The sequence below is a fragment of the Pseudomonas sp. GB2N2 genome (genome assembly GCF_054897705.1).
Map to the genome: position 1 here is coordinate 4,048,041 of NZ_CM142701.1, position 25,575 is coordinate 4,073,615.

24 protein-coding genes are annotated in these 25,575 nt (G+C 59.8%); 6 read left to right on the forward strand and 18 right to left on the reverse strand.

Annotation, left to right across the window (positions count from 1 at the left end):
- Nucleotides 1–37: 37 nt before the first annotated feature.
- The 5 genes from ACYZT4_RS18690 to ACYZT4_RS18710 all read left to right on the forward strand — a co-directional run bounded on the left by ACYZT4_RS18690 (nt 38) and on the right by ACYZT4_RS18710 (nt 4,253).
- Complete coding sequence (locus ACYZT4_RS18690) at nt 38–1,213, forward strand: NAD(P)/FAD-dependent oxidoreductase (protein WP_461982105.1); 1,176 nt, start codon at nt 38–40, stop codon at nt 1,211–1,213.
- On the forward strand, nt 1,210–2,022 hold the full coding sequence (locus ACYZT4_RS18695; RefSeq protein ID WP_461982107.1) for an aldo/keto reductase: 813 nt from the start codon (nt 1,210–1,212) through the stop codon (nt 2,020–2,022). Before ACYZT4_RS18690 ends, ACYZT4_RS18695 begins: the two co-directional genes overlap by 4 nt.
- A gap of 32 nt (nt 2,023–2,054) precedes the next feature.
- A complete protein-coding gene (locus ACYZT4_RS18700; protein WP_461982109.1) occupies nt 2,055–3,023 on the forward strand; it encodes a metal ABC transporter ATPase in 969 nt (322 codons plus the stop codon).
- Nucleotides 3,024–3,126: 103 nt separating this feature from the next.
- On the forward strand, nt 3,127–3,423 hold the full coding sequence (locus tag ACYZT4_RS18705) for a transposase (RefSeq protein ID WP_461982111.1): 297 nt from the start codon (nt 3,127–3,129) through the stop codon (nt 3,421–3,423).
- 35 nt (nt 3,424–3,458) lie between these two features.
- Nucleotides 3,459–4,253 (forward strand): IS3 family transposase, encoded by a 795-nt coding sequence (locus ACYZT4_RS18710; RefSeq protein WP_461982112.1) that lies wholly within the window; start codon nt 3,459–3,461, stop codon nt 4,251–4,253.
- Between the two features lie 62 nt (nt 4,254–4,315).
- On the opposite strand, the gene hldE is transcribed toward ACYZT4_RS18710, so the two are convergent.
- From hldE to ACYZT4_RS18725, 3 genes are all read right to left on the reverse strand, one after another.
- Complete coding sequence (gene hldE / locus ACYZT4_RS18715; RefSeq protein WP_461982114.1) at nt 4,316–5,740, reverse strand: bifunctional D-glycero-beta-D-manno-heptose-7-phosphate kinase/D-glycero-beta-D-manno-heptose 1-phosphate adenylyltransferase HldE; 1,425 nt, start codon at nt 5,738–5,740, stop codon at nt 4,316–4,318.
- 149 nt (nt 5,741–5,889) lie between these two features.
- The gene (gene msbA / locus ACYZT4_RS18720; RefSeq protein WP_461982116.1) at nt 5,890–7,695 is read right to left on the reverse strand and encodes a lipid A export permease/ATP-binding protein MsbA; all 1,806 of its coding nucleotides are present in this window, start codon (nt 7,693–7,695) and stop codon (nt 5,890–5,892) included.
- Between the two features lie 15 nt (nt 7,696–7,710).
- Nucleotides 7,711–8,883, reverse strand: coding sequence for an O-antigen ligase family protein (locus ACYZT4_RS18725; protein ID WP_461982118.1), 1,173 nt, complete (start codon nt 8,881–8,883; stop codon nt 7,711–7,713).
- Between the two features lie 110 nt (nt 8,884–8,993).
- Here ACYZT4_RS18725 and ACYZT4_RS18730 point away from each other — a divergent pair, with 110 nt between their 5' ends.
- The gene (locus tag ACYZT4_RS18730) at nt 8,994–9,599 is read left to right on the forward strand and encodes a BUD32 family EKC/KEOPS complex subunit (protein WP_461982120.1); all 606 of its coding nucleotides are present in this window, start codon (nt 8,994–8,996) and stop codon (nt 9,597–9,599) included.
- Here ACYZT4_RS18730 and ACYZT4_RS18735 read toward each other — a convergent pair.
- The 15 genes from ACYZT4_RS18735 to waaF all read right to left on the reverse strand — a co-directional run bounded on the left by ACYZT4_RS18735 (nt 9,594) and on the right by waaF (nt 25,393).
- Nucleotides 9,594–10,688, reverse strand: a complete 1,095-nt coding sequence (locus tag ACYZT4_RS18735; protein ID WP_461982122.1) for a glycosyltransferase — start codon at nt 10,686–10,688, stop codon at nt 9,594–9,596. The two genes, ACYZT4_RS18730 and ACYZT4_RS18735, sit on opposite strands and share 6 nt — an antisense overlap.
- 48 nt (nt 10,689–10,736) lie before the next feature.
- On the reverse strand, nt 10,737–11,498 hold the full coding sequence (locus ACYZT4_RS18740) for a glycosyltransferase family 2 protein (protein ID WP_461982124.1): 762 nt from the start codon (nt 11,496–11,498) through the stop codon (nt 10,737–10,739).
- A gap of 55 nt (nt 11,499–11,553) precedes the next feature.
- Complete coding sequence (locus ACYZT4_RS18745) at nt 11,554–12,510, reverse strand: glycosyltransferase family protein (protein ID WP_461982126.1); 957 nt, start codon at nt 12,508–12,510, stop codon at nt 11,554–11,556.
- An 85-nt stretch (nt 12,511–12,595) separates the two neighbouring features.
- Nucleotides 12,596–13,996 (reverse strand): PIG-L deacetylase family protein, encoded by a 1,401-nt coding sequence (locus tag ACYZT4_RS18750; RefSeq protein WP_461982128.1) that lies wholly within the window; start codon nt 13,994–13,996, stop codon nt 12,596–12,598.
- A 13-nt stretch (nt 13,997–14,009) separates the two neighbouring features.
- On the reverse strand, nt 14,010–14,906 hold the full coding sequence (locus ACYZT4_RS18755) for an antimicrobial resistance protein Mig-14 (RefSeq protein ID WP_461982130.1): 897 nt from the start codon (nt 14,904–14,906) through the stop codon (nt 14,010–14,012).
- Nucleotides 14,906–16,036 (reverse strand): glycosyltransferase, encoded by a 1,131-nt coding sequence (locus tag ACYZT4_RS18760; protein ID WP_461982132.1) that lies wholly within the window; start codon nt 16,034–16,036, stop codon nt 14,906–14,908. The genes ACYZT4_RS18755 and ACYZT4_RS18760 overlap by 1 nt, the downstream gene beginning before the upstream one ends.
- The gene (locus ACYZT4_RS18765) at nt 16,020–17,777 is read right to left on the reverse strand and encodes a carbamoyltransferase family protein (RefSeq protein WP_461982134.1); all 1,758 of its coding nucleotides are present in this window, start codon (nt 17,775–17,777) and stop codon (nt 16,020–16,022) included. Before ACYZT4_RS18765 ends, ACYZT4_RS18760 begins: the two co-directional genes overlap by 17 nt.
- Before the next feature lie 164 nt (nt 17,778–17,941).
- A complete protein-coding gene (locus ACYZT4_RS18770) occupies nt 17,942–18,277 on the reverse strand; it encodes a YceK/YidQ family lipoprotein (protein WP_461982136.1) in 336 nt (111 codons plus the stop codon).
- 157 nt (nt 18,278–18,434) lie between these two features.
- The gene (locus tag ACYZT4_RS18775; protein WP_461982138.1) at nt 18,435–19,886 is read right to left on the reverse strand and encodes a lipopolysaccharide kinase InaA family protein; all 1,452 of its coding nucleotides are present in this window, start codon (nt 19,884–19,886) and stop codon (nt 18,435–18,437) included.
- Nucleotides 19,886–20,638: a lipopolysaccharide kinase InaA family protein gene (locus ACYZT4_RS18780; protein ID WP_461982140.1), complete on the reverse strand. Its 753-nt coding sequence runs from the start codon at nt 20,636–20,638 to the stop codon at nt 19,886–19,888. The genes ACYZT4_RS18775 and ACYZT4_RS18780 overlap by 1 nt, the downstream gene beginning before the upstream one ends.
- Nucleotides 20,635–21,369 carry a lipopolysaccharide kinase InaA family protein gene (locus ACYZT4_RS18785; protein WP_461982142.1) on the reverse strand — a complete coding sequence of 245 codons (735 nt, stop codon included), beginning with the start codon at nt 21,367–21,369 and terminating at the stop codon, nt 20,635–20,637. The genes ACYZT4_RS18780 and ACYZT4_RS18785 overlap by 4 nt, the downstream gene beginning before the upstream one ends.
- Nucleotides 21,369–22,175: a lipopolysaccharide core heptose(I) kinase RfaP gene (gene rfaP / locus ACYZT4_RS18790; protein ID WP_461982144.1), complete on the reverse strand. Its 807-nt coding sequence runs from the start codon at nt 22,173–22,175 to the stop codon at nt 21,369–21,371. The genes ACYZT4_RS18785 and rfaP overlap by 1 nt, the downstream gene beginning before the upstream one ends.
- Nucleotides 22,175–23,296: a glycosyltransferase family 4 protein gene (locus ACYZT4_RS18795; RefSeq protein ID WP_461982146.1), complete on the reverse strand. Its 1,122-nt coding sequence runs from the start codon at nt 23,294–23,296 to the stop codon at nt 22,175–22,177. The genes rfaP and ACYZT4_RS18795 overlap by 1 nt, the downstream gene beginning before the upstream one ends.
- A complete protein-coding gene (gene waaC / locus ACYZT4_RS18800) occupies nt 23,296–24,357 on the reverse strand; it encodes a lipopolysaccharide heptosyltransferase I (RefSeq protein ID WP_461982148.1) in 1,062 nt (353 codons plus the stop codon). Before waaC ends, ACYZT4_RS18795 begins: the two co-directional genes overlap by 1 nt.
- 1 nt (nt 24,358) lies before the next feature.
- A complete protein-coding gene (waaF, locus tag ACYZT4_RS18805) occupies nt 24,359–25,393 on the reverse strand; it encodes a lipopolysaccharide heptosyltransferase II (RefSeq protein WP_461982150.1) in 1,035 nt (344 codons plus the stop codon).
- Nucleotides 25,394–25,575: the final 182 nt, after the last annotated feature.

Below are 25,575 nucleotides of genomic sequence, written 5' to 3' on the forward strand. Positions count from 1 at the left end.
TATACTGCGCCCTCGTCTTGAACACTGAGGTCGCCGAATGCCAACCGTTATTTCCACCGACGTGCTGATCGTCGGCGCTGGTGTTGCCGGCCTCTGGCTGAATGCGCGCCTGCGTCGCCAAGGCTTTTCGACGGTGCTGGTGGAAAGCGCCACCCTCGGCGGTGGGCAGAGCCTCAAGTCCCAGGGCATCATTCACGGTGGCGCCAAATATGCGTTGCACGGCGCTCTGACCGGCGCCTCGGAAGCCATCGCCGACATGCCGCGCCGCTGGCGTGAAGCACTGGCCGGCGACGGCGAGCTGGACCTTTGCGGCGTGCGTCTGCTGTCTGAGGCCCACTACCTCTGGTCCCCCGGCACGATCGCCGGCAACCTCACCAGTTTCTTCGCCAGCAAAGCCGTGCGTGGCCGCGTCGATCAAGTCAAAGGCGACCAATTGCCGCCGGCCCTGCAAGACAAGCGCTTCAAGGGCAAGGTCTATCGCCTGGCGGAACTGGTGGTCGATGTGCCAAGCCTGGTTCAGCGCCTGGCCGATCTGGCCGGTGATGGCTTGCTCGCCGGTCAGCAGATCGAACCGTTGCTCGACGGTGGCGTGCTGGTGGGACTGAAGGTCGACGGGCGCGAGATCCGTGCCCAGCGTATCGTTCTCAGTGCCGGTGTCGGCACGGCGGCGCTGCTCGAAACGTTGGGTTTGAGCCAGCCAGCCATGCAACGCCGACCTCTGCACATGATCATCGCCAAAGGCCCGAGCCTCAAACCGCTGTACGCCCATTGCCTGGGCGGTGGCACCAAACCGCGCATCACCGTCACCACCCACCCGGCCGCCGATGGCCAGTGGGTCTGGTATTTGGGGGGTGATATCGCCGAAGCCGAAGGTGTGAACCGCGCGCCTGCCGAGCAAATCGCCACCGCGCAAAAAGAACTCGGCCAGTTGCTGCCCTGGATCGACCTCAGCACTGTGCAATGGGCCACCTTGCGCGTGGACCGCGCCGAGCCGCTGCAATCGGGCCTGACGCGTCCGGACAACGCCTTTCTCGCCGAAGAGGGACGCCTGCTGGTCGGCTGGCCAACCAAATTGGCCCTGGCCCCGGACTTCGCCGATCGCGTGATCAACGCCCTGTCGCGTGACGGCATCCAGCCAAGCCACCCGGCGCCGCTGCCCGAATTGCCGAAACCGCCGATGGGCATCCCGGCCTGGGAGCAACTGCTGCCATGAGTCTGCCCACACTTCACACGCTGCATCGCCCGTTAGGCAGCACCGGCCTGATGGTTTCGCCGCTGGGCCTGGGCACCGTCAAGCTCGGCCGTGACCAAGGCGTGAAATACCCCAACGGTTTCCGGATTCCCGACGATGACGAAGCGCGCATGCTGCTCAAACAGGCGCGCGACCTCGGCATCAACCTGATCGACACCGCCCCGGCCTACGGTCGCAGCGAAGAACGCCTCGGACCGCTACTGCGCGGGCAGCGCCAGGAGTGGGTGATCGTCAGCAAGGTTGGCGAAGAATTTGCCGACGGTCAGTCGAGCCACGATTTCAGCGCGGTGCATACCCGCCGCTCAGTGGAACGCAGCCTGCAACGTCTGGAAACGGATTTTATCGACCTGGTGCTGGTGCACTCAGACGGCAACGATCTGGCGATTCTCAACGACAGCGACGTTTACGCGACCCTTGCGACACTCAAGGACGAAGGCAAGATTCGCGGCTTCGGTTTCTCCGGTAAAACCGTCGAAGGCGGGTTGAAGGCTTTGGAGCAAGGCGATTGCGCCATGGTCACCTACAATCTGAACGAGCAGCACGAGAAGCCGGTCATTGACTATGCTGCTGCTCACGGCAAAGCCATCCTGGTCAAAAAAGCCCTCGCCAGCGGTCACGTCTGCCTGAGCCCGGGCGTTGATCCGGTGCGCGCCAGCTTCGAGTTGTTGTTTGAACATCCCGGCGTGGCCAGTGCTATTGTCGGCACCATCAATCCGCTGCACCTCGCCCATAACGTCGCGACTGTTGCTCAGGTCCTACGTAGAAACTGATGCCGCCCACGCGGCCTTAAGCAGGAGCCGACATGCCGCGTACGCTCATCAGAAAGAATCCGAGCAACTTCAAGACCCTTCCGTTGTACGTCGAAGCGACTCCCGAAGGCCTGAATTATCAGAGTGTCGGGATGCCGCTCAACTTTTCCCAGACCCTGCAACGTCGCCGCCCGGTGACCGTGGCTGACAGCGAGCGATTTGCGCTGGAGCTGGCCAACCTCGGGGTATCGGTGCGTCTGACGCTGCATTGGCAGAATCGCGACTATTGGGTGTTGGTACGCCAGCGTAGGCAAGATCGGGGCGATGTGGTGCTCAAGTTGATCTCCGGTTACGTGCCGGCCCATGAATTGAATCTGCCACTACACACCGCGATCCAGGAAATTGCCGAAGAGTGCCTGCTGGAGACCCCGGAAGGCTGGCTCGGCGGACGCTTCAACGACACCTGGCTGCCAGCCCCCTACTCGTCCGCGCTGCACTATCGCGAGGCCTTACCCTTTCGCCTGACTCCGTTTTCAGGTTCGGCGCGGCCGGTGCGCTGCGCCAGGATGCAGCTGATCGAGCGTCCCCAGGCCTATGTGCACCTGCCGACCGCATCGCTGCAATTGATCTATGACCTGCGTCTGGAAGTGCCCAAGGAAGCCAAGTCCCTGAGCCTGTTTCATGTCGACGAGCGGCTGGAAGGCGACCAACTGGTGGCCCGGCTGGATCGCAAGCGACCGGATTTGTACCTGATGCCTCTGCACGATGGCCAGCCATTGGCCGAGTTATATACCCTGAAAAAAGATCAACTGTACCCGGCGAGTACACGAGGAGTGTACTTGGCCGAAAGTTTTGCCCGGCAGGAAGGTTGGCTGGTGCGCGATGAGCGGATTCGCTGGAAGGATTGGGTACGCGAGCAAGGGCTTTGCCCTGTCGGGAAAGACTCCGGTCTGGCCCGATTGCGTGGGAAGGCGAAGCAGTTACTGAAGAAAATCGTGCCGCGCAAGAAGGCCAGTTCATAAGATCTTCACGGCCAACATGAATCTGTAGGAGCCGCCCGCGGCAAGCTGTTGTGGCTCAATGTTTTTGGACCATGATGTAGGAGCATCGATCTAAGGAAGCATCATGGGATATCGCATTCTAAATATCGGGGAAAAAGCGGAGGCCATTCGCTTGGTTGTGGAGATGAATTGCTCCATACCTGAAGCCTGCAAGCTAACGGGAGTTGGACCTACAGCTCTACGCCGATGGGTTCTGCTCTGGCGTCGGGAGCATGCGGGGATTTCACAACCCTCTCGGCCACAGGACCAGGAACTGATCGAGTCGCTACAGGCAAAATTGGCGCTGGTCGAAGCCGAGAACCAAGTATTAAAAAAGCAATTGCCCTCTCATCTGAAGGTTCTGTTCAGTCGAACCAAGTGATTGACGGCGCTAGAGGGGAAGTGTCGATTAGACGCATGTGTCTGGTCTTAGGCTTGGCCCGCAGTAGCTATTACGCGAAACGTAAACCCAAGCCGCCTCGTGTTATCGAGAGTGGCTTGGAGATGAAGATTCGTGCGCTGCATATAGAGCATCGCGAAGCTTTAGGGGCCCGCGGCTTATCCAAGGAGTTGAGAGCGGAAGGCATTTTTATCGGACGCCACCGAATGCGCTCCTTGATCAAGACCCTTGATTTAGCTAGGCGCCGGCCACGTTACGCTCACTATCGTCGCGCCACCAAACCAAGTATCACGGCGCCGAACATACTTGATCGTCGCTTTAATCCGGTCCAGCCAGACACGCTCTGGGCAGGCGATATCACCTACATCAAAGTGAGGGATAGCTGGTTATATCTGGCCGTAGTGATGGATTTATTTTCCCGCCGAATTGTGGGGTGGGCCTGTTCAAGAACTGCTGACACAGACTTGTCGATCAAAGCGCTGAAATTGGCGGTAGCGCTGCGCAGCCCAATGCCTGAGCTGTTATTTCATTCAGATCAGGGCTGCCAGTACACCGCTGAGAGGTTTTCAGCGTGTCTGGCCGAAAGCCGAATCGTCCACAGCGTGAGTCGTCGTGGCAACTGTTGGGACAACGCGGTAGTAGAGCGTTACTTCAGAACGCTGAAGCACGACTGGATGCCAGAAAATGGTTACCAACGTCACTTTGAGGCGGAAAAGGATGTGATCGACTTTGTGTCGCACTACAACCATCGCCGTTGCCACACCGCATCGAATAACCTGCCGCCTGCGCTCTTTGAGCAGCAGGCGGTCTAAAACTCCTACGGAGTGGTCCAAAAAAACTGGACCCCAACAAGCCGGCTCCTATAAGTAGCGTGTCACTCGGACTTGCGGATTTTCTCGACGATTGCGGTCGTGGAGCTGTTTGCCACCAGCCCCAAGACTTTCACAGTCCCGCCGTACGCGGCGACAATGTCTGCACCGACCACTTGGTCGATCCCGTAATCCCCGCCCTTTACCAGCACGTCCGGCTTTACCTCGCTCAGCAGGTTTTCGGGCGTACCCTCAGGAAAGCTGATGACCCAGTCGACTGCACCCAGCCCGGCCAGGACGGCCATGCGACGGTCGACGCTGTTGATCGGGCGACCCGGTCCTTTCAGGCGGCTCACCGATGCATCGTCGTTGACCGCGACGATCAAGCGATCACCTTGGGCTCGCGCCTGCTCGAGATACGTCACGTGACCGGCATGCAAGATGTCGAAACAGCCGTTGGTGAAGACGATTGTTTCTTTATGTGCGCGGGCGTCATCTACCGCCAGCAACAATTGCTCCAGGCCCAGCACGCCACGCTCCGAACCTTCCTCACGCTGAATCGCCCGGCGAAGTTCCGGCGCGCTGATGGCCGCCGTACCCAGCTTGCCGACAACAATGCCGGCGGCCAGGTTGGCCAATGCCACGGCGTGGGGTAATTCCTCACCCGCGGCGATGGCCGCTGCCAGGGTGGAAATCACCGTATCGCCGGCACCGGTAACGTCGAACACTTCGCGCGCGCGGGCAGGCAAGTGCAGGGCGGGATGATCCGGACGCAACAAGGTCATGCCATGTTCGCCACGGGTCACCAGCAAAGCGCCGAGGTCCAGGTCCTGCATCAGGGTCGCACCCTTGCTCACAAGTTCGTGCTCATCGGCGCAACCGCCAACGATGGTTTCGAACTCACTGAGATTCGGTGTGATCAGGCTCGCACCTCGATAAATCGAGAAGTCCTTGCCCTTGGGGTCGGCCAGCACCGGAATACCACGGGCCCGCGCCGCCTGGATCAATACCTGATGGTTTTTCAGCGCGCCCTTGCCGTAATCGGACAGCACCAGCACCTTGATACCTTCCAGCAGCCCATCCACTTGCTCGCTCAACGCCAGGGCATCGGTGGCAAACGGTTCTTCGAAATCGATGCGCAGCAATTGCTGGTGACGACTCATGACCCGCAGCTTGACGATAGTCGGCTGGTGCGCAATTCGCTGGAACAATGCGCGCACCCCGGCACCGGCGAGGCTATTGGCCAGGCTGTCGGCGGCTTCATCGTCACCCGTCACGCCTACCAGGGAGGCGGGAGCGCCCAGCGCGGCAATGTTCAAGGCCACGTTAGCGGCCCCGCCCGGGCGGTCCTCGATCTGCTCGACCTTGACGACAGGTACCGGGGCCTCAGGGGAAATCCGGGATGTACCGCCATGCCAGTAGCGGTCGAGCATGACATCGCCGACCACCAATACAGGGGCTTGATCGAATCGCGGCATGGACAACTTCATGGAGCAACCCACATACAAAATGAACAGGGGCGGGATATTAGCACAGGGTTACCGCCGCCTTGTGCGGCGACTGCTACCGGATCGACCGCTGCAGTTGTGCCGGGTCTTGATCGCGGCAGGGCAAGCGAAGGCCGCCCTGCCGGCGGGCGTCAGGCGATGTCCTGCGCCGGCGCGTCCAGCCCCATCGCATGCAGACGCGAGTAGTAGCCTTTTTGCGCCAGCAGCTGTGCGTGGGTGCCTCGCTCGACGATCTGCCCTTGGTCCATCACCAGAATCAGGTCAGCCTTTTCGATAGTCGACAAGCGGTGTGCGATAACCAAGGTGGTGCGACCTTTCATGACTTGGTCCAATGCCGCTTGGATGTGACGCTCGGACTCGGTATCGAGCGCCGATGTCGCCTCGTCGAGAATCAGCAACGGCGCGTTCTTCAACAATGCCCGGGCAATCGCCAGACGCTGACGCTGCCCGCCCGACAGCAACACGCCGTTTTCTCCTACCTCGGTATCCAGGCCGTCCGGCATCTGCGAAATGAAGTCCATCGCGTAGGCATCGGTGGCGGCTTTCTCGATATCTGCGCGGGGTGCGCCGGCCAGGTCGCCATAAGCGATGTTGTTGGCGATCGTGTCATTGAACAGGGTGACGTGCTGCGTGACTTGGGCAACGTGCCGTCGCAGATTACGCAGGCGATAGTCTTCGATTTCGACGTCATCGAGCAGAATTTCGCCGATGTCGTGATGATAGAAACGCGGAATCAGACTGGCGAGAGTCGACTTGCCACTCCCCGAACGACCGACCAACGCGATCATCTGCCCCGGTGCAGCGGTAAAACTGATGTCTTTGAGCACTTCACGCTCGGTACCCGGGTACGTGAAACTGAGGTTGCGCACTTGCAGATGGCCGTTGACGCGGTCGCGTTCAACCGTCCCGCTATCGATTTCAGGCTCGACGTCCAGTTGCTCGAAGATGCTTTCGGCACCGGCGACGCCCTTCTGGATGGTCGAGCTGACTTCCGACAGCTGCCGGATCGGCTTGGGCAGCAGGCCCGCTGCGGTGATGTAAGCCACCAGATCGCCGGCAGTGGCGTCACCGCGCAGGGACAGCACGAGGAACATCAACGCCGCCATGGCGGTATAGATGACCAGCTGCAGCATCGGCGTATACACGGCACCGGTTTTGGTCATGCGCAGTTGCTTGTCGGTGTTGCCCTGGCTGGCGGCGGCAAAACGCTGCTCTTCATAGGTCTCGCCGCCGAAGCTGCGCACCACGCGATAGCCCTGTATGGTCTCGGAAGCCACGTGGGTAACATCGCCCATCGCCACCTGAATCTTTTTACTCTGTTTGCGGAATTTCTTGCTGGTGTTACCCACCATGAATGCAATCACCGGCAGGATTGCGAGCATCACGATGGTCAGTTTCCAGTTCATCCACAGTAGGTAGGCTAACAGAAAAACCACTGTCAGGCCTTCGCGGATGACGACTTTGATGGCGTCGGTAGCCGCACCGGTAACCATGGTGACGTTGAACGTGATGCGAGAGATCAAATGGCCCGAGTTGTGGGTATCGAAATAACGATTAGGCAGCACTAGCAGCTTGTTGAACAACTCCACGCGCAGGTCGTGCACCAATCCCAGCGAAACCTTCGCCAGATAGTAGTTGCCCAGAAAGGATCCCAGACCTTGCCATGCCGCGATCAGAATGATCAGCAAGGGCACGGCCATCAGCAGCTTCAAGTCCCTCAAATAGGGCACGTTGGGGAAGAGCACTGATTCGGGATTGCTCAGGCCGTCGACGAAGTACTTCAGGATGCCGGCCAGCATGGGCTGGGTCGAAGCAAAAATCACGAAGCCGACGATACTCAGCAGGAAAAGGCCCAGATAGGGTTTTACATACCCCAACAGCCGAAGATAGATTTTCAGGCTGGAATCCTGTCCCGCTTTAGGCGGCGCATCACTCATCGTAGAGCTCACTGGTTAGGTAGAACGGGAAATTTTATCACAGGCGTCAGGGTTGGCCCGAGCGCATGCCAAGACGCTGGCCAGGCCAATAGGCAACCAACTGATGAACCACTCGGCTCGCGGTGTGCCGTTCAGGCTCGCCGCATCGAATTGCATGGCCAGGGTGGAGAATAGCCAGATACCGATGATCCCCCTGGCATAAAGCGTTTCCCGCCGCTTCCAGGCTTCGCACAGCACTGCAAACCAGGTCGCGCACCACAGCAGCAGCCCGGGTATACCCAACTCGAGGGCTACATGAGTGAACAGGTTGTGGGTGTGGTCAAAATACTGGCCTGAAGCGAAAACCTTATAGTCGCCGCCCACTCCCAGCCCCCCCCATGGATGCTCTGCGATCATTTGCAGGCTGACCATCATTATTTCCGGGCGATAAGATGTACCGCGCGCGACGAACACCGACTCGAAAAAGTAAAAAGCCAGTACTGCCACCAGAAATGCAAGTGCTGCAACCACACGACTTTGCCTGTCGCGACACCAGATCGGCATCGCAAGTATCGTGAGAAACAATGCCAGCACAGCGCCACGACTCTGGCTAAGCAATACAAATACACCAAGGATACCCAGCGCGATCACCCAAAGAATCCGCACCCGGCCAGCGGTAGGTGCCCAGAGGGCAAGCCAAATCGCGGCGAGACCGATGACATAACCGCCGAGGATTGGGTGGGACAATTCACCCAGCCCCTGCACACGCGCAATCAAGCCGTTGCCCTCAACCCCATAGAACTTGACGATGGCGATCAAAGCGGTCAAAGCCAACCCAAGCCCACCCCATTGCATGAGGCGAATCAGACGCTCGGGGCGACCATTGGCAAAAACGGGGAAAAACAGCAGGAACACCACGATGTAAAGCAAGCGCTTGGCTTCGCGACTCGGGTCGAGAGCACTCGTCCAGGAAAAACTGATCAGTGACCAGATCAGCAGCCCCAGCAGCGGCAGGTAAATCCAGCGTTGTTCATGGAACAGTTCCAGGAGCCGAGCGCGAGCAGGCCAGGCAAAAATCAACGCAGGCAACCAGACGAATACGACCAACCCTTGCTGATAGACCTTGTTAGTCGGGGCCAGGGCGATGGCCAACAGAAACCACAACAGACCTACCGACATCCATGCTTGCGTCCAACGTGTTTCGTGCATCTAATTGCTCCTGAGAGGATTCGGCAACGTAACCCGGCATGGTTAAAGCCGAGTTTTTTCGGCATCATTGCCTGCCACCGTGCCCCGTTCTTCCAACAAGGCTTTATACGATGCAATGTTCCCGGCTGCCGCAGGCCGCTTTGATTCAGATAATTGACGGTGCGAGAGTACTGGAAGCCGACAGCTACGGGGCGAAAGTCTACCTGTTGCGCGATGGGAATATTCTCAAAGTGTTTCGTCGCAAGCGTATATTTTCATCCGCGTTGTTTCGCCCCTACTCGAAACGCTTCATCGACAACGCCGTCAAACTACAGAAACTTGGCGTACCCACCTTGCAGGTCCTGAAGTACTACCAACTGGAAGCGCCCGGGATGACAGCAGTGCTGTATCAGCCCCTACCCGGTGAAACTCTCAGCCAGATTGCCAGCAAAGAGAATTTCACCTGGGCGCAGGCTCTGCCGGACCTGGCGGGGCTCATACGCAGTCTTCATCAATCGGGGATCTACTTCCGGTCACTGCACCTGGGGAACATCGTGATCACGCCCGACCACCGCATGGGCCTGATCGATGTAGCGGACATGCGCTTCATGCGCGGCCCTTTACCTCGACGTCTGATCAAACGCAACCTGCAGCACTTCGCCCGGTATATTTCGCGCGAGAACCTGAACGAGGCCTTTCCGATGCAAGCCCTCGAACAGTCGGTACTGGCATCATGAGAGAAGCGCCCGCGCAGTCTGGGCAAACGTGAGCCATGCCTCATCCGGGGCAAGCGCCCGATACTGATCCACAGCAATCGATTCGGCAGACACGTCATACGCTCGCACAATAACGTCCTGCCAGGCGCTGACATCCTCGACCGTGGCGTACCAACCGGATTCCGCCAGCTGTTCGCGAAACACGTCTATATCGCTGGCCAGTACCGGCACTCCCGCCATCACGGCCTCTTGCATGATCAGCCCCAAACCTTCGTTCAGCGAAGGCATGGCGACCCAATCGAACGCACGATAGAGCTGGGCTGCGTCGCTCAGATGACCTGGTAACAAGACTTTACCCTGTAGGCCCAGCTCCAGGATTCGCGACTCAAGCTCGGCACGGCCGGGCCCTTCTCCAATGATCACCAAATGCAAATCCGGCCGTTCACGTAACGCTCCCGCGAAGGCATCGACCAGACAACCAAAGCCTTTGCCCGGCACCAGCCTTCCAACGGCTCCAAGGACCTGAGCATTGTCCGCGGGCAAGCCCAGCCGCCCCCGCGCCTCAGTGCGGGGTAGCAGCGCGGAACGGAAGACCGCAGGATCAAAAGCGCTGCGCAGCGCGATGACCGGCAACTGTAGATTTTCGCTGACCGAAGCCGCGAGGGTTTCCGATACTGCGACCAAGGTAAGCTGGGCGGCTGGAAGCTGTTGAAAGAGCGCTCGATCAACAGGATGAAGCCGCGTCGAGCCATGAAAAACAACCACAGCCCGAATATGCGGTAACGCCTGAAGCAGTGGCAAGAACCTGCGCGCGACGCCCATGCCGTCGAGCAACAGCACACGCGCACCATTCTTTTCGAGGGCACGTCGAAACGCGGCTTGCATCCAGGGTCTGGCCAGTCGCCAGAAATGTCGCCCTTTCAATCGGGCGGAAGACAACCCCCACTCCCGCACCTCACCGACGTTCACCCCGCACTCGGATGCACGCCCCTGAAGCACCCAGGTACTGACCGGGACGGTGGGCGGTACCTGAGACAATATCTGCTGATGCACTTTATGAGTTGAAGCGAACGGAGCACCGCTAGCCCACATGACATTGAGAATGCTCATAGGTTGTAACGCCTGGTGACGGATTTGATCAAAAGCACCGCGCTGCATTTAGTTGATGAACCAGCCAATGCAGACTCCCAGTAGTAAAAACAACAGAAATTTGATCTGTTCGCGCCGACTGCGTCGCGCCTTGCGCTCGCGCTCCACCGCAGTTTGCACATGAAGCCCGAAGCCCGTATGCATCACCGCATCCGCCTCCAGCGTCACGGCCACCAGATTGAGCGCGGCATATTTCTGGGACAGCGCCTTTTCACCGCTGAAACTGCTGAAGGGCGCGCACAACCGGTATTCCTTCATTCGGCGCAGACCTGGATTCAGTGAAAAACCCTGCCACTCCGGCTTGTCGGAGATCAATGGATAGCAGGCGACGCCACCGACGACCTCGCGCTCCCCGAGGCGAATGTAAGGGCTATGAACGCGCAGATCATGATTATAGCTACGCAGCCAGACTTGCAGAATTTCCGGGCGGGACTCGAGAACGGTCATCGAGTCTTCGATAAATGCCGGGCGATAGAATTCCCAGTCATCCTCGCAATGGAAGATATACGGCGTGGTGACGTGCTCGTAGGACAAATCGATGGAAGCCAGCTGACCGAGTTTCGGCCGATTGACGAACACCGTGCAGTGCCCCTTCCAATGAGCAGGAATGATCTCGTGCACGCCTTCGGCGCCCGAATCTTCAGTGATGAACACTTCACGAATGGGCGCTGTATTGAATTGATCAAAGCTGGCCAGGGTCGCCTTGAGCAGATCCAGTCGTCCGCAGCTCGTGACTACCAAGGTGATTTGGCTTTCGTTGGAAAATTGCACCGGATTCTCGATTGCAGTAATGGCCGCAGCAATATCAATGGCTGGGCAGTGGATGTCAAACGCCCAGTTTCAGACGAATAGTTTCAAGCAGACTCAAGGGTGCGCGGATACGCAATGCGGGCTTAAGCTCCTCGACAATACGCTCACCGATGCGCGCGAAACTGAACTGGCTGACCGCCAGATCGCGACCGTTGCGCGCGATACTCTGCGCCAACGCCGGATCGCTGCGCAACCGGTTCAATTTCTGCTGAAGCTGCGCAATGCTCTGATAAAACACGACGTTGTGCATGTCCTTCAATTCCAGCGCCTGGTTTTCCTCCGCCCCCTGGTCATAGGCAAACAGCACGCAACCGCAGGCCATGGCTTCGAAATTCTTGATCATGAACTCGCCCATGCCGACGTCGGCACTGACGAAAAAGCGGATGCGGTTGAGCGTGTCGCGATATTCGTCTCCTGATTTGGTGCGCGTCACTACAAGAGGTTCCACGCGCCCCAGCTCATCGAGCAGGGCCTTTCGACCGCTGTAGGCGACACTGTTGGTACTGCCGACAAATGCCAGCTCGATGTCCCGCTCGCGCCCCTGATCCAGCAACTGCGTCTGGTCGTAGCCCTTGGGCACGAATACCGCATCAAACCCTTCTTCACCCAGGCGTTGTGTGACGACGAAACCGGAACTGATCACTCGGGCCCAAGGCAGGCGACGGTAGTGTGCGCTGAACTTGCCGGTGTACTTGCAAGGGATGTAGTTCTGGTAAGCATCGTGTTCGAGAATTACCAGGTTGGGAATCGTGCGAATGAAAGCCGCCTGGCGGATTTCCTGCTTGAAACGCAGGAAAAACACGATCCGGTCGTACCGTGACACATCGACTTCACGGCGGAAATAGCTGCGCAGATTGCGCTGTTCATTGCTGTCCAGCCATCGCAGGTCACACTCACAATGAGCCGCGACCGCGTCGTACAAACGGTCCAGAATCGCCCGCTGTTCTTTCTGCACCAGAAATAAAACTTTCATCGTTTTCCTTGCCGCAAGAGGCAAACCGAACAACACCTGAAATCATTCCCGCCCGCGGGCAGCCGTGCTTCAGGCCCGAACCACCTTACAAACGCCAGAACAGTTCATGGCGACGAACAGCCTTGCGAAAAAAATCGTTTTCGCCGTAGAGCGAACCGCGACGCCCTGCCAACAGTCGCTGCAACACCCGGCGTACACGGCGTTTGAACGGCGCCCCTGGCTGCAGATCGTGCATCATCCCCAACGCCATGGCCTTGTCCCGCTGCTGCCCGGCAGAAAGCATCAGACAGTAGGGATGAAGCGGCTGCTGGGGATCAAATGTCGGCGGAAGCGCCGTACCTGCTCCCGTGTCCCCCATGGGCCAGCGGTCATTGTCATGCAGGTGATTGGCGTAACCCAACAATGTCGTATTCCACCCCAGCACCTTCAAGACTTCGACTATCGCCGCATGCGTGCAAACGTGATCGGGGTGGGGATCGAGACTGGGGTGCGGCAACACGATGACCTCAGGCTGGGCTCTCAACAGCAACGCGTGCAGATCGGCCAGCAGGTTGTTCCACGTTGGCGCCCCGTCGACGTCGCCCGGCAACGCAACAGGGTTCAACTGACGGAACACTCGGATGTCATCCATCTCGGCTTCGCGCGATCCGACGGGCCGGGCCGGCGCCGACTGCATCTGCGCCAGTTGCAGGCAAAAATAGCCCAACTGCACGCAATGGGCTTCAGGCACCCCGGCCCAGCGCGGCACGGCGATGCTGTCCCAGGCGCGCAGTCGCCCCTTCAGGCGCGCCGCCTCGACCTCGTCCAGCCCCATCTGCTGATAGTGCCCGGCCTCGATTTCGCCGGCGGTTAGGGTCACGATCCAGGCTTCGTCGGCCTGACTGTACAACCCGAAGGCCGCCAATTCCGCGTCATCGGCGTGAGGCGCAATCACCATTACCCGCTGACGACGGTAATCCGGTTGCTCGAACGCCCAGAGCACGGGTTCGCCGAGCACTCGACAAAAACGTCCGCGCAAACGCAATGCTCCCTGCGACAGCACGTGTGCCTGACCCGTGAGGTTCAGATAGCGCAGACCGCTGGCGCCGCGCTCGAAGGTTTGACGATCGGGATGTTCGCCACCCGACAACTCGATGGCCGGATCGATAAATCGCCCCAGCCACGTGCTTTTGATCCGTAAGGCCAGCACCAGCGTCGCGTCGTCTACCAGCATGACGCCCTCATCCAGGCACAGGCGCTCACCGTTCAGGTGGACCTTGGGCTGCGCCGCGTATGGCGGAAAACTGTACGCGTAATCGTCCTTGGGCGAATAAAACAGATGGTCGGCGAACCACGCCTCATGCGCGATCCAGCCCAGTGTCGCCAGCACCAGCGGCAGCCACCACGCCACCAGCACGCCGATGGCAATCAGCAGCAACAGAGCGATGACCAGACCGATGCGTTTGTTGCGCCGGTGGCGCTTTAGCAGTTGTTGTTTACGACTCATGGGCAGGCTCGGCTCATACGGTAAAGACCGGCACAGGGTTGCACCAGCGCTCCTTGTACTCACGGTCGGCACGCCCGAAAGAGAACCGCAGTGGCTTGTCCAGTGCGCGCGCATCCTCCCAGGCACGTTGGGTATTGAGAAAGCTCAGGACGCTGCCGGGGCTGAATTCGCGGGTCTGTGGATCGACGCCGCCATTGATGTATTCGACGCTGATCCACTGCGGCGCTTCGACGCGATACACCAGCTGAATCGCAATGGCCGCGTCATTGAGGAAAATCACCGAGCCGATCAGCCAATCACGCAGCAACTCGATCACTTCGGCCATGCGCTCGGCACCGGTCGCCGGAAATCCCCAGCGGCGCTGGAACAAGTCGCAGTAGATCGTCGCCAGTTCGCCACTGGTAAAATCACTGACGGGCCGCACCACGCCACCCGCTTCCTCGAGCAACCGCAACTCACGGCGCTGGTTGTAGCGAAATTTCTTCGACAGCTCTTCGGGTGTGCGGGCCATGGCCAGTTGTTCCGCCTGCAATCGGATACCGCTAAAGCGGCCTTCGTTGAGCTCGGAAAGATACCGCGCACGATGGCGCAGTGGTGCTTGCGTGTCTGGCGCGGCGGGCAGAATGAGCTCGGCGTTGCCGAGGTCGAACAAGCCCTTTTTACCGTGTCGCTTGAGCACCTCCTTGGATAAGGCAAGATCTCGGCCCCACGTCGGGATAGCGCCAAGAACTTCGCCATCCGGCGCCCAGGCCAGATAGCGCACCGGGATACCGGCCAATTGCGCCAGGCGTTCAACGACGTGGGGATGAGTAGCGACACTGCCGCCGTATTGTTGCCAGGCTTGCTCATAGATCGAGGCATCGACCGTCGACCAGCCACGCTCGCGCCAGCCTTGAAATCGGTTGAGCATCAGCCCCTCGACGCCAGTTCGGTGACCTGCGGCAAACGCCAGAACGCCTCGCGCACGGCACGGTCACAGAAGCGCTCTTGCAAGCGGTCCAGCATCAGCTCGGCACACTGTCGGCGCTGCTGATCATCCATTGCGGCGAGATGTTGCAGCCCTTGCGCCAAATGTTCAGCATCGCCCAGCGGGAACAGAATGCCTACGCCCTCGACCACTTCCTTCGCACCACCGCAGGCGGTTGCGAGCAATGGCACGCCGGCGACCATGGCTTCCAGCAGGACCATGCCGAACGGCTCATGGTCCGAGCTCAAGGCGAACACATCGAAGGCACGGAAATACCGGCGGGCCTGTGGCACCTGACCTAGGAACAGCACGCGGTCGCCAACCCCCAGCTCACGTGCCATGGCCTTGAGCTCGTGCTCCAGACGACCGACACCCAGAATCACGAGCTGGCTATTAACCGGCAATTGCGGCAGGGCCGTGGCAAAGCCCCTCAGCAACGTCGCCTGATCCTTGTCCGGATGGAGTCGGCCAACGTTGCCGACAACCCACGCATCCATCGACAGCCCCAGGGTGTCGCGAGCTTCGCGCATCGACACCTGACTGTCTTGCACGGTCTGCACATCAATGCGGTTGTAAAGTGTCTGAATGCGCGCTGCCGGCCATGTCGGCAAACAACGGCGCATGTCGTCACGCACGGCGTCTGAGACACCCAGCAGGCTCAAACGCTTGCGAAAAAAACTCGCAAAGCCTTTGCGCGTGCCACGCAGGTAATCGCCAAACGCGTGATGCACACCAATCACCGGCAACGAAGTGCCCAGCAGGGCAATGTAGACCGGCTTGAAGCGGTGAGCGATGCAGAAGCTGAAGTTGCGCGAAGCGGCGATCTTGCGCAGATCGCCGATGGCGCCCAGCTTGAGGCCACGAATGGCCTTGGAGCTGTATTCCATGAACAACACTTCGTCGGAGGCGCAGCCCGCGGCGATTTCGGCATCGGCCACCCCGGTCAGAAACACCGTGGTCACGCGATATCCGGTCCCCGCGAACAAGCTGGCGTACTGCCGGGCACAGTCCAGAAACGGACCGTCATAGCCGTGGCAGAACTGCAGCACATGGCGTTCAGCCGAGCGTGTCATATGCGTCCGCGCCCTCTTTGACCACAAGGATGTCTTCCATGATCAAATACTGTAGGTCGGAACCGAAGAACATGTTCAGGGCATCCGTCGGCGAGCAGATCATGGGTTCGCCACGGCGGTTCAGCGAGGTGTTCAGCGACACACCGTTACCGGTCAGCACTTCCAGCGCCTTCATCATGTCGTAGTAGCGCGGGTTGTATTCGCGCTTGAGCACCTGGGCGCGGGAAGTGCCATCTTCGTGGACAACTTCCGGCACGCGGGTTTTCCACTCTTCAGCCACTTCGAAGGTGAAGGTCATGAACGGCGCGGGGTGATCGATCTTGATCATCTGTGGCGCGACGGTGTCGAGCATCGACGGGCAGAAAGGCCTCCAGCGCTCGCGGAACTTGATCTGGTGGTTGATGCGATCAGCCACGCCGGTCGCACTCGGGCAACCGATGATCGAACGACCGCCCAAGGCACGCGGACCAAACTCCATGCGCCCCTGGAACCAGGCCACCGGATTGCCATCAACCATGATCTTGGCGATGTTTTCCGGCATGTTTTCAAGCTTGCGCCACACCGGTTTGCTCGGGTGACGGGCGCACGCGGCGAGCACGTCTTCGTTGGTGTACGACGGGCCGAGGTAGACGTGTTCCATCTTCTCGACCGGCACGCCACGGGCGTGAGACACATAAGCCGCCGCGCCGACCGCGGTACCGGCATCGCCGGACGCAGGCTGTACGAACAGTTCTTTAACGTCGTCGCGAGCAATGATTTTCTGGTTCAGCTTGACGTTCAATGCACAGCCGCCGGCGAATGCCAGCTTGCCGGTTTCCTTGAGCACGTCGCCCAGGTAGTGGTCGATCATCTGCAGCGAGATTTTCTCGAACAGCGCCTGCATGCTTGCGGCGTAGTGGATGTACGGCTCGTCGGCGATATCGCCTTCGCGCTTCGGACCCAGCCACTCGATCAGCTTCGGTGAGAAGTAGAATCCCTTGCCCTTCTCTTTATAGCGACGCAGGCCAATGACGTTAGCGTAGTCGGTGTTGATCACCAGCTCGCCGTTTTCGAAAGAGGCCAGGCGCGAGAAATCGTACTTGGTCGCGTCGCCGTACGGCGCCATGCCCATGACCTTGAACTCGCCGTCGAGCATCTCGAAACCGAGAAACTCGGTGATTGCACCGTACAGTCCGCCGAGAGAGTCAGGATCGAAGAACTCCTTGATCTTGTGGATCTTGCCGTTTTCGCCATACCCAAAGAAGGTCGTGGCGTACTCGCCCTTGCCGTCGATTCCGAGGATCGCGGTTTTCTCTTTGAAACCGGAGCAGTGATAGGCGCTGGAGGCGTGGGCCAAGTGGTGTTCGACCGGTTCGATCTTGATTTTCTTCGGATCGAAGCCCAGTTGCTCGAGGCACCAGACAATCTTGTTGCGATAGCGCTTGTAGCGGCGGTTGCCCATCAGGATCGCGTCGAGGGCGCGGTCCGGGGCGTACCAGTAACGCTTGGCATAGTGCCAGCGCGCCTTGCCGAACAGGCTGATCGGTGCGAACGGAATCGCCACCACGTCAACGTCGGAAGGCTTGATGCCAGCCTGTTCGAGGCAGAACTTCGCCGATTCGTAAGGCATGCGGTTCTTTGCATGTTTATCGCGTACGAAGCGCTCTTCCTCAGCCGCCGCGACCAGCTTGCCGTCGATGTACAGGGCTGCGGAAGGATCATGGCTAAGGGCGCCGGACAGGCCAAGAATCGTCAATGCCACAGGGGTCTAGCCTCTCAAGTCTGCATACAGGCGCCAGGCGCCTCAAAATGAATGTGCTCTCGCCATGGGCGAGAGACAGCTAAAGGGCGGGATTATAGCGTAAACATGGAAGGAATGACCCTACGGTTATCTGCGCGATGACGACGAGCGACGCCCGCCTGGCTTCATCCACTACTGGGCCGCCAGTAGATCCGAAGATTGCCATCGCTCCCCTGCCGGTAAATCGTGTACGGCAGGAAAACGCTGTCCAGCACACCAGACAGCCCCAGATCCAGCAGCACCAGCGGCAGGAGAACTCCGGTGGGGTCCGGCGGCGCGTTCAATACACAGAAATCATAGGCCAGGCCGCTGTAGAGGCGAGGAATGGACTGGCAGTAGGTTTTTTGCTGCCTGAGACCACGAGCGGCGTCTTCATCATTCTGCAGGACGGTTGCTACCGTCCCGCAACCGGATAATGCCAGTGAGCATGCGCCGAGCATTGCCGCTGTTTTTATCGTCAAGATCTGCCCTCCGGGAACCGTCAGGCAAATTAGCATCGTGACTATTCAGCGCCCAGTTCATGGGGTCTGGGGATCATGTAGGACATTTCATAAGAACCTGTCCTCTAAAATGAGGTGTCTGATCTGACACCATCGCTGGCAAGCCAGCGATAGCCATTCAGGCAGCGCTGGAAATATCTCTGGGCAGACGCTGATCAATGACTTGATAAAGCGCAGAACTCTCAGGCCAGTTACGCATAAACCGCGCCCGATCCCGCGCATACGCCGGGGCGAAGCTGCCGAGCGAACCATGCTGACGCATCGCGTCCAGATCGATCAGCGCCCAGCGATCTTCTTGCCAGAACAGGTTGTGGCCCTTGAAATCGCCGTGACTGATCCGCTCGCCGATCAACTGTGCAAACAGATGATCCAGCGCGACCAGCTCGTTTTCAGGCGCATCACCGTTCTCAACGTAAGGCGTGAACCGCTCAATGATGTCCGGCCCCGGCAAGTGCTCGGTCACCAGATAAGCCCGACCGCGCAACCAGAAGAAGCGCTTTTCCAGGACCGCCAGCGGTGTCGGCGTGGCGATACCCAGGAACGCCAGTCGATTACCCTCGCGCCAGGAATGCCAGGCGCGGCTCGGGCGCCAGAAGCGTTTGAGCCAGTGGGCAAACCCTTTGATGTTGTAGCGCTTGATCACCAACGTCCGACCGGCCAAAGAGACTTTTCCGACGCTTGCCGCGCCGCCAGTCTTGTACAAATGACCTTGATCAAGCAGTGCATCCGCCTGCTCCAATACCGGCAGCATCGCCGCTTCTTCCTCGCGACGAATTGCCCGCAAACCAAACGCCCCGCGCTTTACGCTGAACAACGTGCATTCACGGCCGACCTTGATCAGGAAGTCCTTGAGGCGCCAACTGCGAACCTTGTCGATCTGCTGCTGCAACGCCTCCATCGGCAAGGCGTGTTCGCCGTTGCTCAGCAGGTAATACACCAGCAATTCTTCGGTGAACGGCTCCACCGACTTGGGCAACTGAGCAAAAAACACCCCGAGGTTTTCCAGAACCTTCTGCCGCGACAATGGCTGACCCGGGGTTTCGCTACAGATCCCGGCGCCATCAATCAAATACAGGCGACCGCGCTGACGCAACAAGTTGTCGAGGTGCAAATCTTCCTGCCACAGACCCTTGCGGTGCATCTGGCCAATAGCGCCCAACGCCTCGGCCAGTACGGCCCCCTGCCCATCCGAAAGCACCGGCAAATGCTCGACCTGCTTCCAGATATCACCCAGGCTTTCGGCGCCCTCGATAAAATCGAACAGCAGCCAGCCACCCTCGCCATCCTTCAGGCCATCAGCCAACAGCTGCGGCGTGGTCAGCCCTTGGGCGGCGAGCAAGCGCACGCCGTTCAGTTCACGCTGAAAATGCCGCGCGGCCTTGCTGCCCACCAACAATTTGGCCAGCACCGGGCGGCCACGCCAGACCCCGGCGCCGACGTAGCGCTGCCCCGGCAATACCCGCAACAGACTCAGCAGCTGCAACTCGGCAGGCCCGGCGGCATCGGCCAGAGGAATGCTCAGTGGCAGTTGTGGATGGCGACCGGCATTTTTAAGTTCGGACAACTGCATCAGACCGGCCTCTTGTAACTGCGTCGCGCGGTCAATCGCGTCAGCCAGCTGTCGATCAGCGAACTGTCTTGCGGTTGATCCAGATAGGCGGCCAACAACTCACGCAGCTGCCCATCAGTCCATTGCGGCGCCCGCCGCGTCAGCGGCTCCAGATCCTTGACCCGGTCACGCTGACCGAACAGCAGTGGCCGGGTTTTTTCCAGGTCGATCAACTGCGCCGTGTAACCGTCGCCAGTGGCCTGGAGAAAAATGTGTTTGGGGTAAAAGCAGCCGTGAACCTGACGCGCGCTGTGCAGACGTCGGGCCAGCTGTCCGCAGGCCTGCAAAATGGCCGAGTGCTGCGCAGGGCTCAGCTCCGGCCAGCGCTGCAGCAGCGAATCAAGGTCATCCCAACCGTCCAGCGCCCGCGTGAGCAAAATCGCCCGGACTTCGCCGTCGACTTTGCGCTCACCATAGAACGCCGCTTTCAGTGCGGGAATGCCGAGTTTTTCATATCGGCTGATGTTGCGAAATTCCCGGGAAAAACTGGGCTCGCCAAAGGGCGCATGCAAGGTGCGCATCTGATAGTTGCTTTGGCGTTTGAGGTAAAAGCCATGACCTTCAAGATCCAGCCGAAACACGCTGCTCCAGCCACCGCGCGCGGTGTTGGGTTCATCCACCGCCTCAAGCTGTTTGGCCCACAGTGCATCGAAGGTGCCGAGGCCGTGGCGTTCGAGTAGCGCACGGTCTTCAGCGGCCAGAAAATCAGTCATTCGCGTCCCTCGAAAAATCGCACCACGTGCCGGATGCGCTTTTTATCGGCGGCATTGAGCCGCGTCCGTTGGCGGTATTGCAGGTAAAAGCGCAGGCGCTGGGTGGCCGACAAGTGATACTTGGCGACCTTGTCCAGGCACGCCAGATCCTTGGTGATGCGGTACTTGAGCCAGAAACCGCTCCAGAAATCGCCATTGGGGCAATCGATCAGGAACAGCCGCGCTTCATCATCGACCAGCAGGTTGCGCCACTTCAAATCGTTATGGGTGAAACGATTGTCATGCATGGTCCGGGTGTAATCGGCCAATTGTCGACTGATGTGATCGACCCAGGCGCGGTCCTTCAGTTTCGGGTCATGCCGCTCAGCCAAGGCATTCAAGTCTTCGGTATGCGGCAGTTCGAGGGTGATCATCGCCCCGCGAGCATAGGTCGCACCGCGCCGCTCCAGGCCCCAGGCCACCACTTCGGCCGTGGGAATACCCCATTTGGTAAAACGCTTGAGGTTTTGCCATTCCATTTTCACGCGCGGCTTGCCAAGGTAGCGGCGCAAGCCCTTGCCCGCGCCTACGTAGCGCTTGACGTAATAGTTGACGCCATTGCGCTGGACGCGCACGACCTCGGACAACGGGTCACAGGTCAACTGCTCACCCTTGAGGGCAAACACCGCCTCAAGACTGCCGAAATCTTCAGCCAGACCGCTGTAAGCAGGTTCCAGTCTCCAGCCCGACATCAGAGCGCATCCCCGTATCGCTGTTTGCGGTCGTAAAGCTTGTTGGCCTTGCCTTCGAGCCAGTTGAGCAAGCCAGCCTTTTCGCCGAGGATCTGGCGCAGGGGCCGCTGGAAATAACCCTTGAGGAAACGCAACTTGTCGCGTCGGGTCAGGCCGATGTCCAGGGCCGAAAAGTACAGCGCCGCCAGATCCTTGTTGCGCCAGCGCTGGTTGATCGCCGGGCGGGTCTGGGCGCGGTGCAGGTCGATCACCGAGAGCTTGAAGTCTTCGGCGGTCACCGGTTTGTCGGTGTGCAGCAGGAAGTGGCAGAGGTAGCAGTCGCGGTGATTGACTCCGGCGCGGTGCATCATGCCGGTCATGCGCGCGACTTCGGCGATCAGCGCGTGCTTGAGCTTTGGCTCGGGCGGGTTCTTGATCCAGTCGATGCTGAAGTCTTCGAGGCTGACCGTGGGCGCCAGTTCTTCCGTGACGATGAACGAATGCTGATCCGCAGGGTTGCTGCCTTTCTCGCCGTAAGCGACGGCGGTCATGGTCGGCACGCCGACTTCGTTCAGGCGCTGAATGGCTTTCCACTCCTGACCGGCACCGAGTACCGGCAGCTTGGCGGTGAGCAGGTTTTTAAAAATCTCGCCCCAGCCAATGCCACGGTGAATCTTCACGAAAAAACCCTTGCCGCTCACTTCAGTGCGCAACGTGCGGCGCGCTTCCAGTTCGCGGTAAACCTCGCCCTGCAAGCCTTCGACTTCGGTGAACGCATCGCGTCCGGCCCACAGGCTTTTGAACGGTTCAGCCAGCATCAACTTCATTAAGCGTGCTCCGCCAGAATCACATCGGCCGCGTGTTGCGGCATGCTGTAGAGGTCGGCCGTCTCAGCGAAGGCCAGACCGTTGCGGCTCCAGGCCGCCCGTGCATTTGCGTCGTTCAACATGCCGGCCAGGTAATGCGTCAGTTGCGCCTGATCGAAGGGTTCGTCCAGCACCAGACCCGCGTCGGCCTCGGCGATGTAATGGGCATAACCGCAGACCGCGCTCACCAGCACCGGCAGCCCGGCCACCAACGCTTCGAGCAACACGGTACCAGTGTTTTCGTTGTACGCCGGGTGGATCAGCAGATCGGCCCCGAGCAGGAAACGCGGGATATCGCTGCGACCCTTGAGGAACGTCACGTTGTCGCCGAGCCCCAACGTGGCGCTCTGCATCTGGAACAATTTGGGGTCGTCCTGGCCAATTACAAACAGTCGGGTGCGTTTCTTCAGATCAGCGGGCAATGCGGCCAGCGCCTTAAGGCTGCGGTCCACGCCTTTGGTCTTGAACCCGGAGCCGATTTGCACCAACAGCAGATCATCGTCCTTCAGGTTGAATTCACGACGGAAATCGGCGCGGATTTCGGCGGCATTGGCCGGCGCGCGGCGATCCTGAGAGATGCCCGGCGGCAGCAAGTGAAAGCGTTCCAGCGGTGTGTCGTAATGCTTGATGAACAGTGGCTGCTGTACTTCGGAAATCATCAGCACTTCGGTCTTGGCGTCCTTGGCAAACACCGCGCGCTCATATTCGGCGAAGTGCCGGTAGCGGCCCCAGCGACGGTACAGCGAGTTGCGCAGGTTTTGCGCCTTGTCTTCAAAGCAGCCGTCGGCGGCGTAATACACGTCGAGGCCGGGCATCTTGTTGAAGCCGATCAGACGGTCCACCGGGCGCTTGGCCAGATCGGCTTCCATCCACTCGCTGAGCTTTTCGTTGCGCCGATGATTGAAGAACGCCTTGACCGGCGCCACCAGCACTTCGAAACCCGGCGGGATGTCACCTTCCCAGATCAGCGTGTAGACGCGAATCTGATGGCCGCGCTGTTGGCATTCCAGGGCGATGCGCATGAAATCACGCTGCAAGCCGCCAAATGGAAAGTATTTGTACAGGACGAATGCCAATTGCATCAGCGCAGCTCCTCAGCCAGTAACAACGTGCTCAGTCGGGTCGCGACACGCTCGGGATTCAAACGCGTGAAGCACAGCGGCCACTCGCGTTTCAGGTCAAACCGGCGGGCATCATCGGCCGTCGGTTGATACGTGCATTTCTTTTGCAGGCACGGTGCGCAGGGAAAATCGCTGGCGATGTGAATCTGCGCCTTGCCGTACGCGCCGGTCAGGCCCGGGTTGGTCGGCCCGAACAACGACAGCGTCGGCACGTCGAGTGCGGCGGCAAGGTGGCCGAGGCCGGTGTCCACCGCCACGCACGCTTGCGCACCGGCCAGGACTTTGCCGACGCCCGCCAGGTTCAGTTTCGGCAGCACTTCAACGTGGCGCATGTCCCTGGCGATGCGTTCGGCCCGAGCTTTTTCGGCCGGATTGCCCCAGGCCAGCTTCACGCCGACACCCAGATAACCGACGCGCTCGGCCAGCTCGCGCCAGTAGGCTTCGGGCCAGTGTTTGGTGTCCCAGGTGGTGCCGTGCAGGAACAGCACGTACGGATTCTTGCGCGGCAGTTCCACCAGGCGCTCGACGTTCAGGCCGTAATCACCCAGGCCCTTGGGCAGGTCGTAACCCAAGGCAATAGCGAACAACTGACGCACGCGCTCCACCGCGTGCTGGCCACGGGCAACCGCCAGACGTCGATCATAAAACCGCGCGGCCATCGGTTCCCGCGCCGAACCTTTATCGAGGCCCGCCACCGGCGCCTTGACGTATCGGGTCAGCAACGCGCTTTTCAGCAGGCCCTGCGCGTCGATCACCAAGTCGTATTTCGCGGCACGAACGCTTTGCTTGAAGCGTTTCCACTCGCCGCTCGCGAGCGTCTGCCAGATGTTCTTGCGCCAGCGGCGGATCGCCACCGGAATGACCTTGCCCACGGCCGGGTGCCAGGTCGGGATTTCGGCGAAACCTTCTTCCACCACCCAGTCGAATGTGATGCCGGGAATCGCCCGGGCCGCGTCGGTCAGCGCCGGCAACGCGTGAATCACGTCGCCCAGCGAAGAAGTCTTGATCAGCAGAACCCGCAAACTATTGGACCTCGACCACAGTGCCCTGCAACCGCTGCAAGGCTTCGTTCACCGCTTGCGGCATGAGCTGGCGCAGGCAGTTGTAATGACCGAAACGGCACGTGCGATCAAAGCACGGGCTGCATTCGATGCCCAGGCGCACGATCTCGACGTGCTCGGCCAACGGCGGGGTGAAGCCCGGCGACGTCGAGCCGTACACCGCCACCAACGGGCGGTTCAGCGCCGCGGCAACGTGCATCAGGCCGGAGTCGTTGGACACCACGGAATCGGCGCAGGACAGCAGGTCGATGGCCTCGGCGAGGGACGTGCCGCCGCTGAGGTTCACCGACTCTTCACGCAGGCCCGGAATCAGCCGCGCGCGGATGTCTTCGCCGACCGCGTGATCATTTTTCGACCCGAACAGCCAGACTTGCCAGCCTTCGCGAATCTTCGCTTCGGCGACCTTGGCGTAATGCTCGGACGGCCAGCGCTTGGACTCGCCGAACTCGGCACCGGGGCACAGCGCCAACACAGGACGGTCGAGGGCCAGGCCGAATTTGGCCAGTGCCGCTTCGCGGGTGACCGGATCGATCTGCAAGGTCGGGCGCGGATAGGGCTTGGGCAGTTCGAGGCCGGGCTCGTAAGCCAGGGCCATGAAGCGCTCGATCATCAGCGGGTAACGTTCCTTGTCCAGCGTACGGACGTCATTGAGCAGACCGTAGCGGAATTCACCACGCCAGCCGGTGCGTTTCGGAATGCCGGCGAAGAACGGCACCAACGCCGACTTCAGGGAATTGGGCAACAGGATCGCCTGGTCGTACTGGCCGGCCAGGGATTTACCGATGCGCCGACGCGTCGCCAGTTCCAGCGCGCCGTGGCCGAGCGGAAAGCTCAAGGCCTGACGCACTTCGGGCATGCGCTCAAGAATTGGCCGGCTCCACTCGGGGGCCAGCACGTCGATTTCGCAGTGCGGGTGGCGTTGCTTGAGACACTGAAAGAGTGTCTGCGCCATCACCATGTCACCGACCCAACTGGGCCCAACGATCAGAATTTTCATGTGGTTTCCAAAAACGAACCGGGGAGGCATACGCCTCCCCGCCTCGAGAATTCTACAAAACACTGCAGATCTATTGTGGGAGCGGACTTACCCGCGATGAGCCGTCACATCCAACATTGATGGTGACTGATACTCCGCTATCGCGGGCAAGCCCGCTCCCACAGGGGCATTGAATGTTTCAA

Excerpts from the sequence above, each read along its gene's own strand:
- ACYZT4_RS18690 (WP_461982105.1), top strand. The coding sequence starts at position 38 with ATGCCAACCGTTATTTCCACCGACGTGCTGATCGTCGGCGCTGGTGTT.
- ACYZT4_RS18695 (WP_461982107.1), top strand. The coding sequence starts at position 1,210 with ATGAGTCTGCCCACACTTCACACGCTGCATCGCCCGTTAGGCAGCACC.
- ACYZT4_RS18700 (WP_461982109.1), top strand. The coding sequence starts at position 2,055 with ATGCCGCGTACGCTCATCAGAAAGAATCCGAGCAACTTCAAGACCCTT.
- ACYZT4_RS18705 (WP_461982111.1), top strand. The coding sequence starts at position 3,127 with ATGGGATATCGCATTCTAAATATCGGGGAAAAAGCGGAGGCCATTCGC.
- ACYZT4_RS18710 (WP_461982112.1), top strand. The coding sequence starts at position 3,459 with ATGTGTCTGGTCTTAGGCTTGGCCCGCAGTAGCTATTACGCGAAACGT.
- hldE (WP_461982114.1), bottom strand. The coding sequence starts at position 5,740 with ATGAAGTTGTCCATGCCGCGATTCGATCAAGCCCCTGTATTGGTGGTC.
- msbA (WP_461982116.1), bottom strand. The coding sequence starts at position 7,695 with ATGAGTGATGCGCCGCCTAAAGCGGGACAGGATTCCAGCCTGAAAATC.
- ACYZT4_RS18725 (WP_461982118.1), bottom strand. The coding sequence starts at position 8,883 with ATGCACGAAACACGTTGGACGCAAGCATGGATGTCGGTAGGTCTGTTG.
- ACYZT4_RS18730 (WP_461982120.1), top strand. The coding sequence starts at position 8,994 with ATGCAATGTTCCCGGCTGCCGCAGGCCGCTTTGATTCAGATAATTGAC.
- ACYZT4_RS18735 (WP_461982122.1), bottom strand. The coding sequence starts at position 10,688 with ATGAGCATTCTCAATGTCATGTGGGCTAGCGGTGCTCCGTTCGCTTCA.
- ACYZT4_RS18745 (WP_461982126.1), bottom strand. The coding sequence starts at position 12,510 with ATGAAAGTTTTATTTCTGGTGCAGAAAGAACAGCGGGCGATTCTGGAC.
- ACYZT4_RS18750 (WP_461982128.1), bottom strand. The coding sequence starts at position 13,996 with ATGAGTCGTAAACAACAACTGCTAAAGCGCCACCGGCGCAACAAACGC.
- ACYZT4_RS18755 (WP_461982130.1), bottom strand. The coding sequence starts at position 14,906 with ATGCTCAACCGATTTCAAGGCTGGCGCGAGCGTGGCTGGTCGACGGTC.
- ACYZT4_RS18760 (WP_461982132.1), bottom strand. The coding sequence starts at position 16,036 with ATGACACGCTCGGCTGAACGCCATGTGCTGCAGTTCTGCCACGGCTAT.
- ACYZT4_RS18775 (WP_461982138.1), bottom strand. The coding sequence starts at position 19,886 with ATGCAGTTGTCCGAACTTAAAAATGCCGGTCGCCATCCACAACTGCCA.
- ACYZT4_RS18780 (WP_461982140.1), bottom strand. The coding sequence starts at position 20,638 with ATGACTGATTTTCTGGCCGCTGAAGACCGTGCGCTACTCGAACGCCAC.
- ACYZT4_RS18785 (WP_461982142.1), bottom strand. The coding sequence starts at position 21,369 with ATGTCGGGCTGGAGACTGGAACCTGCTTACAGCGGTCTGGCTGAAGAT.
- rfaP (WP_461982144.1), bottom strand. The coding sequence starts at position 22,175 with ATGAAGTTGATGCTGGCTGAACCGTTCAAAAGCCTGTGGGCCGGACGC.
- ACYZT4_RS18795 (WP_461982146.1), bottom strand. The coding sequence starts at position 23,296 with ATGCAATTGGCATTCGTCCTGTACAAATACTTTCCATTTGGCGGCTTG.
- waaF (WP_461982150.1), bottom strand. The coding sequence starts at position 25,393 with ATGAAAATTCTGATCGTTGGGCCCAGTTGGGTCGGTGACATGGTGATG.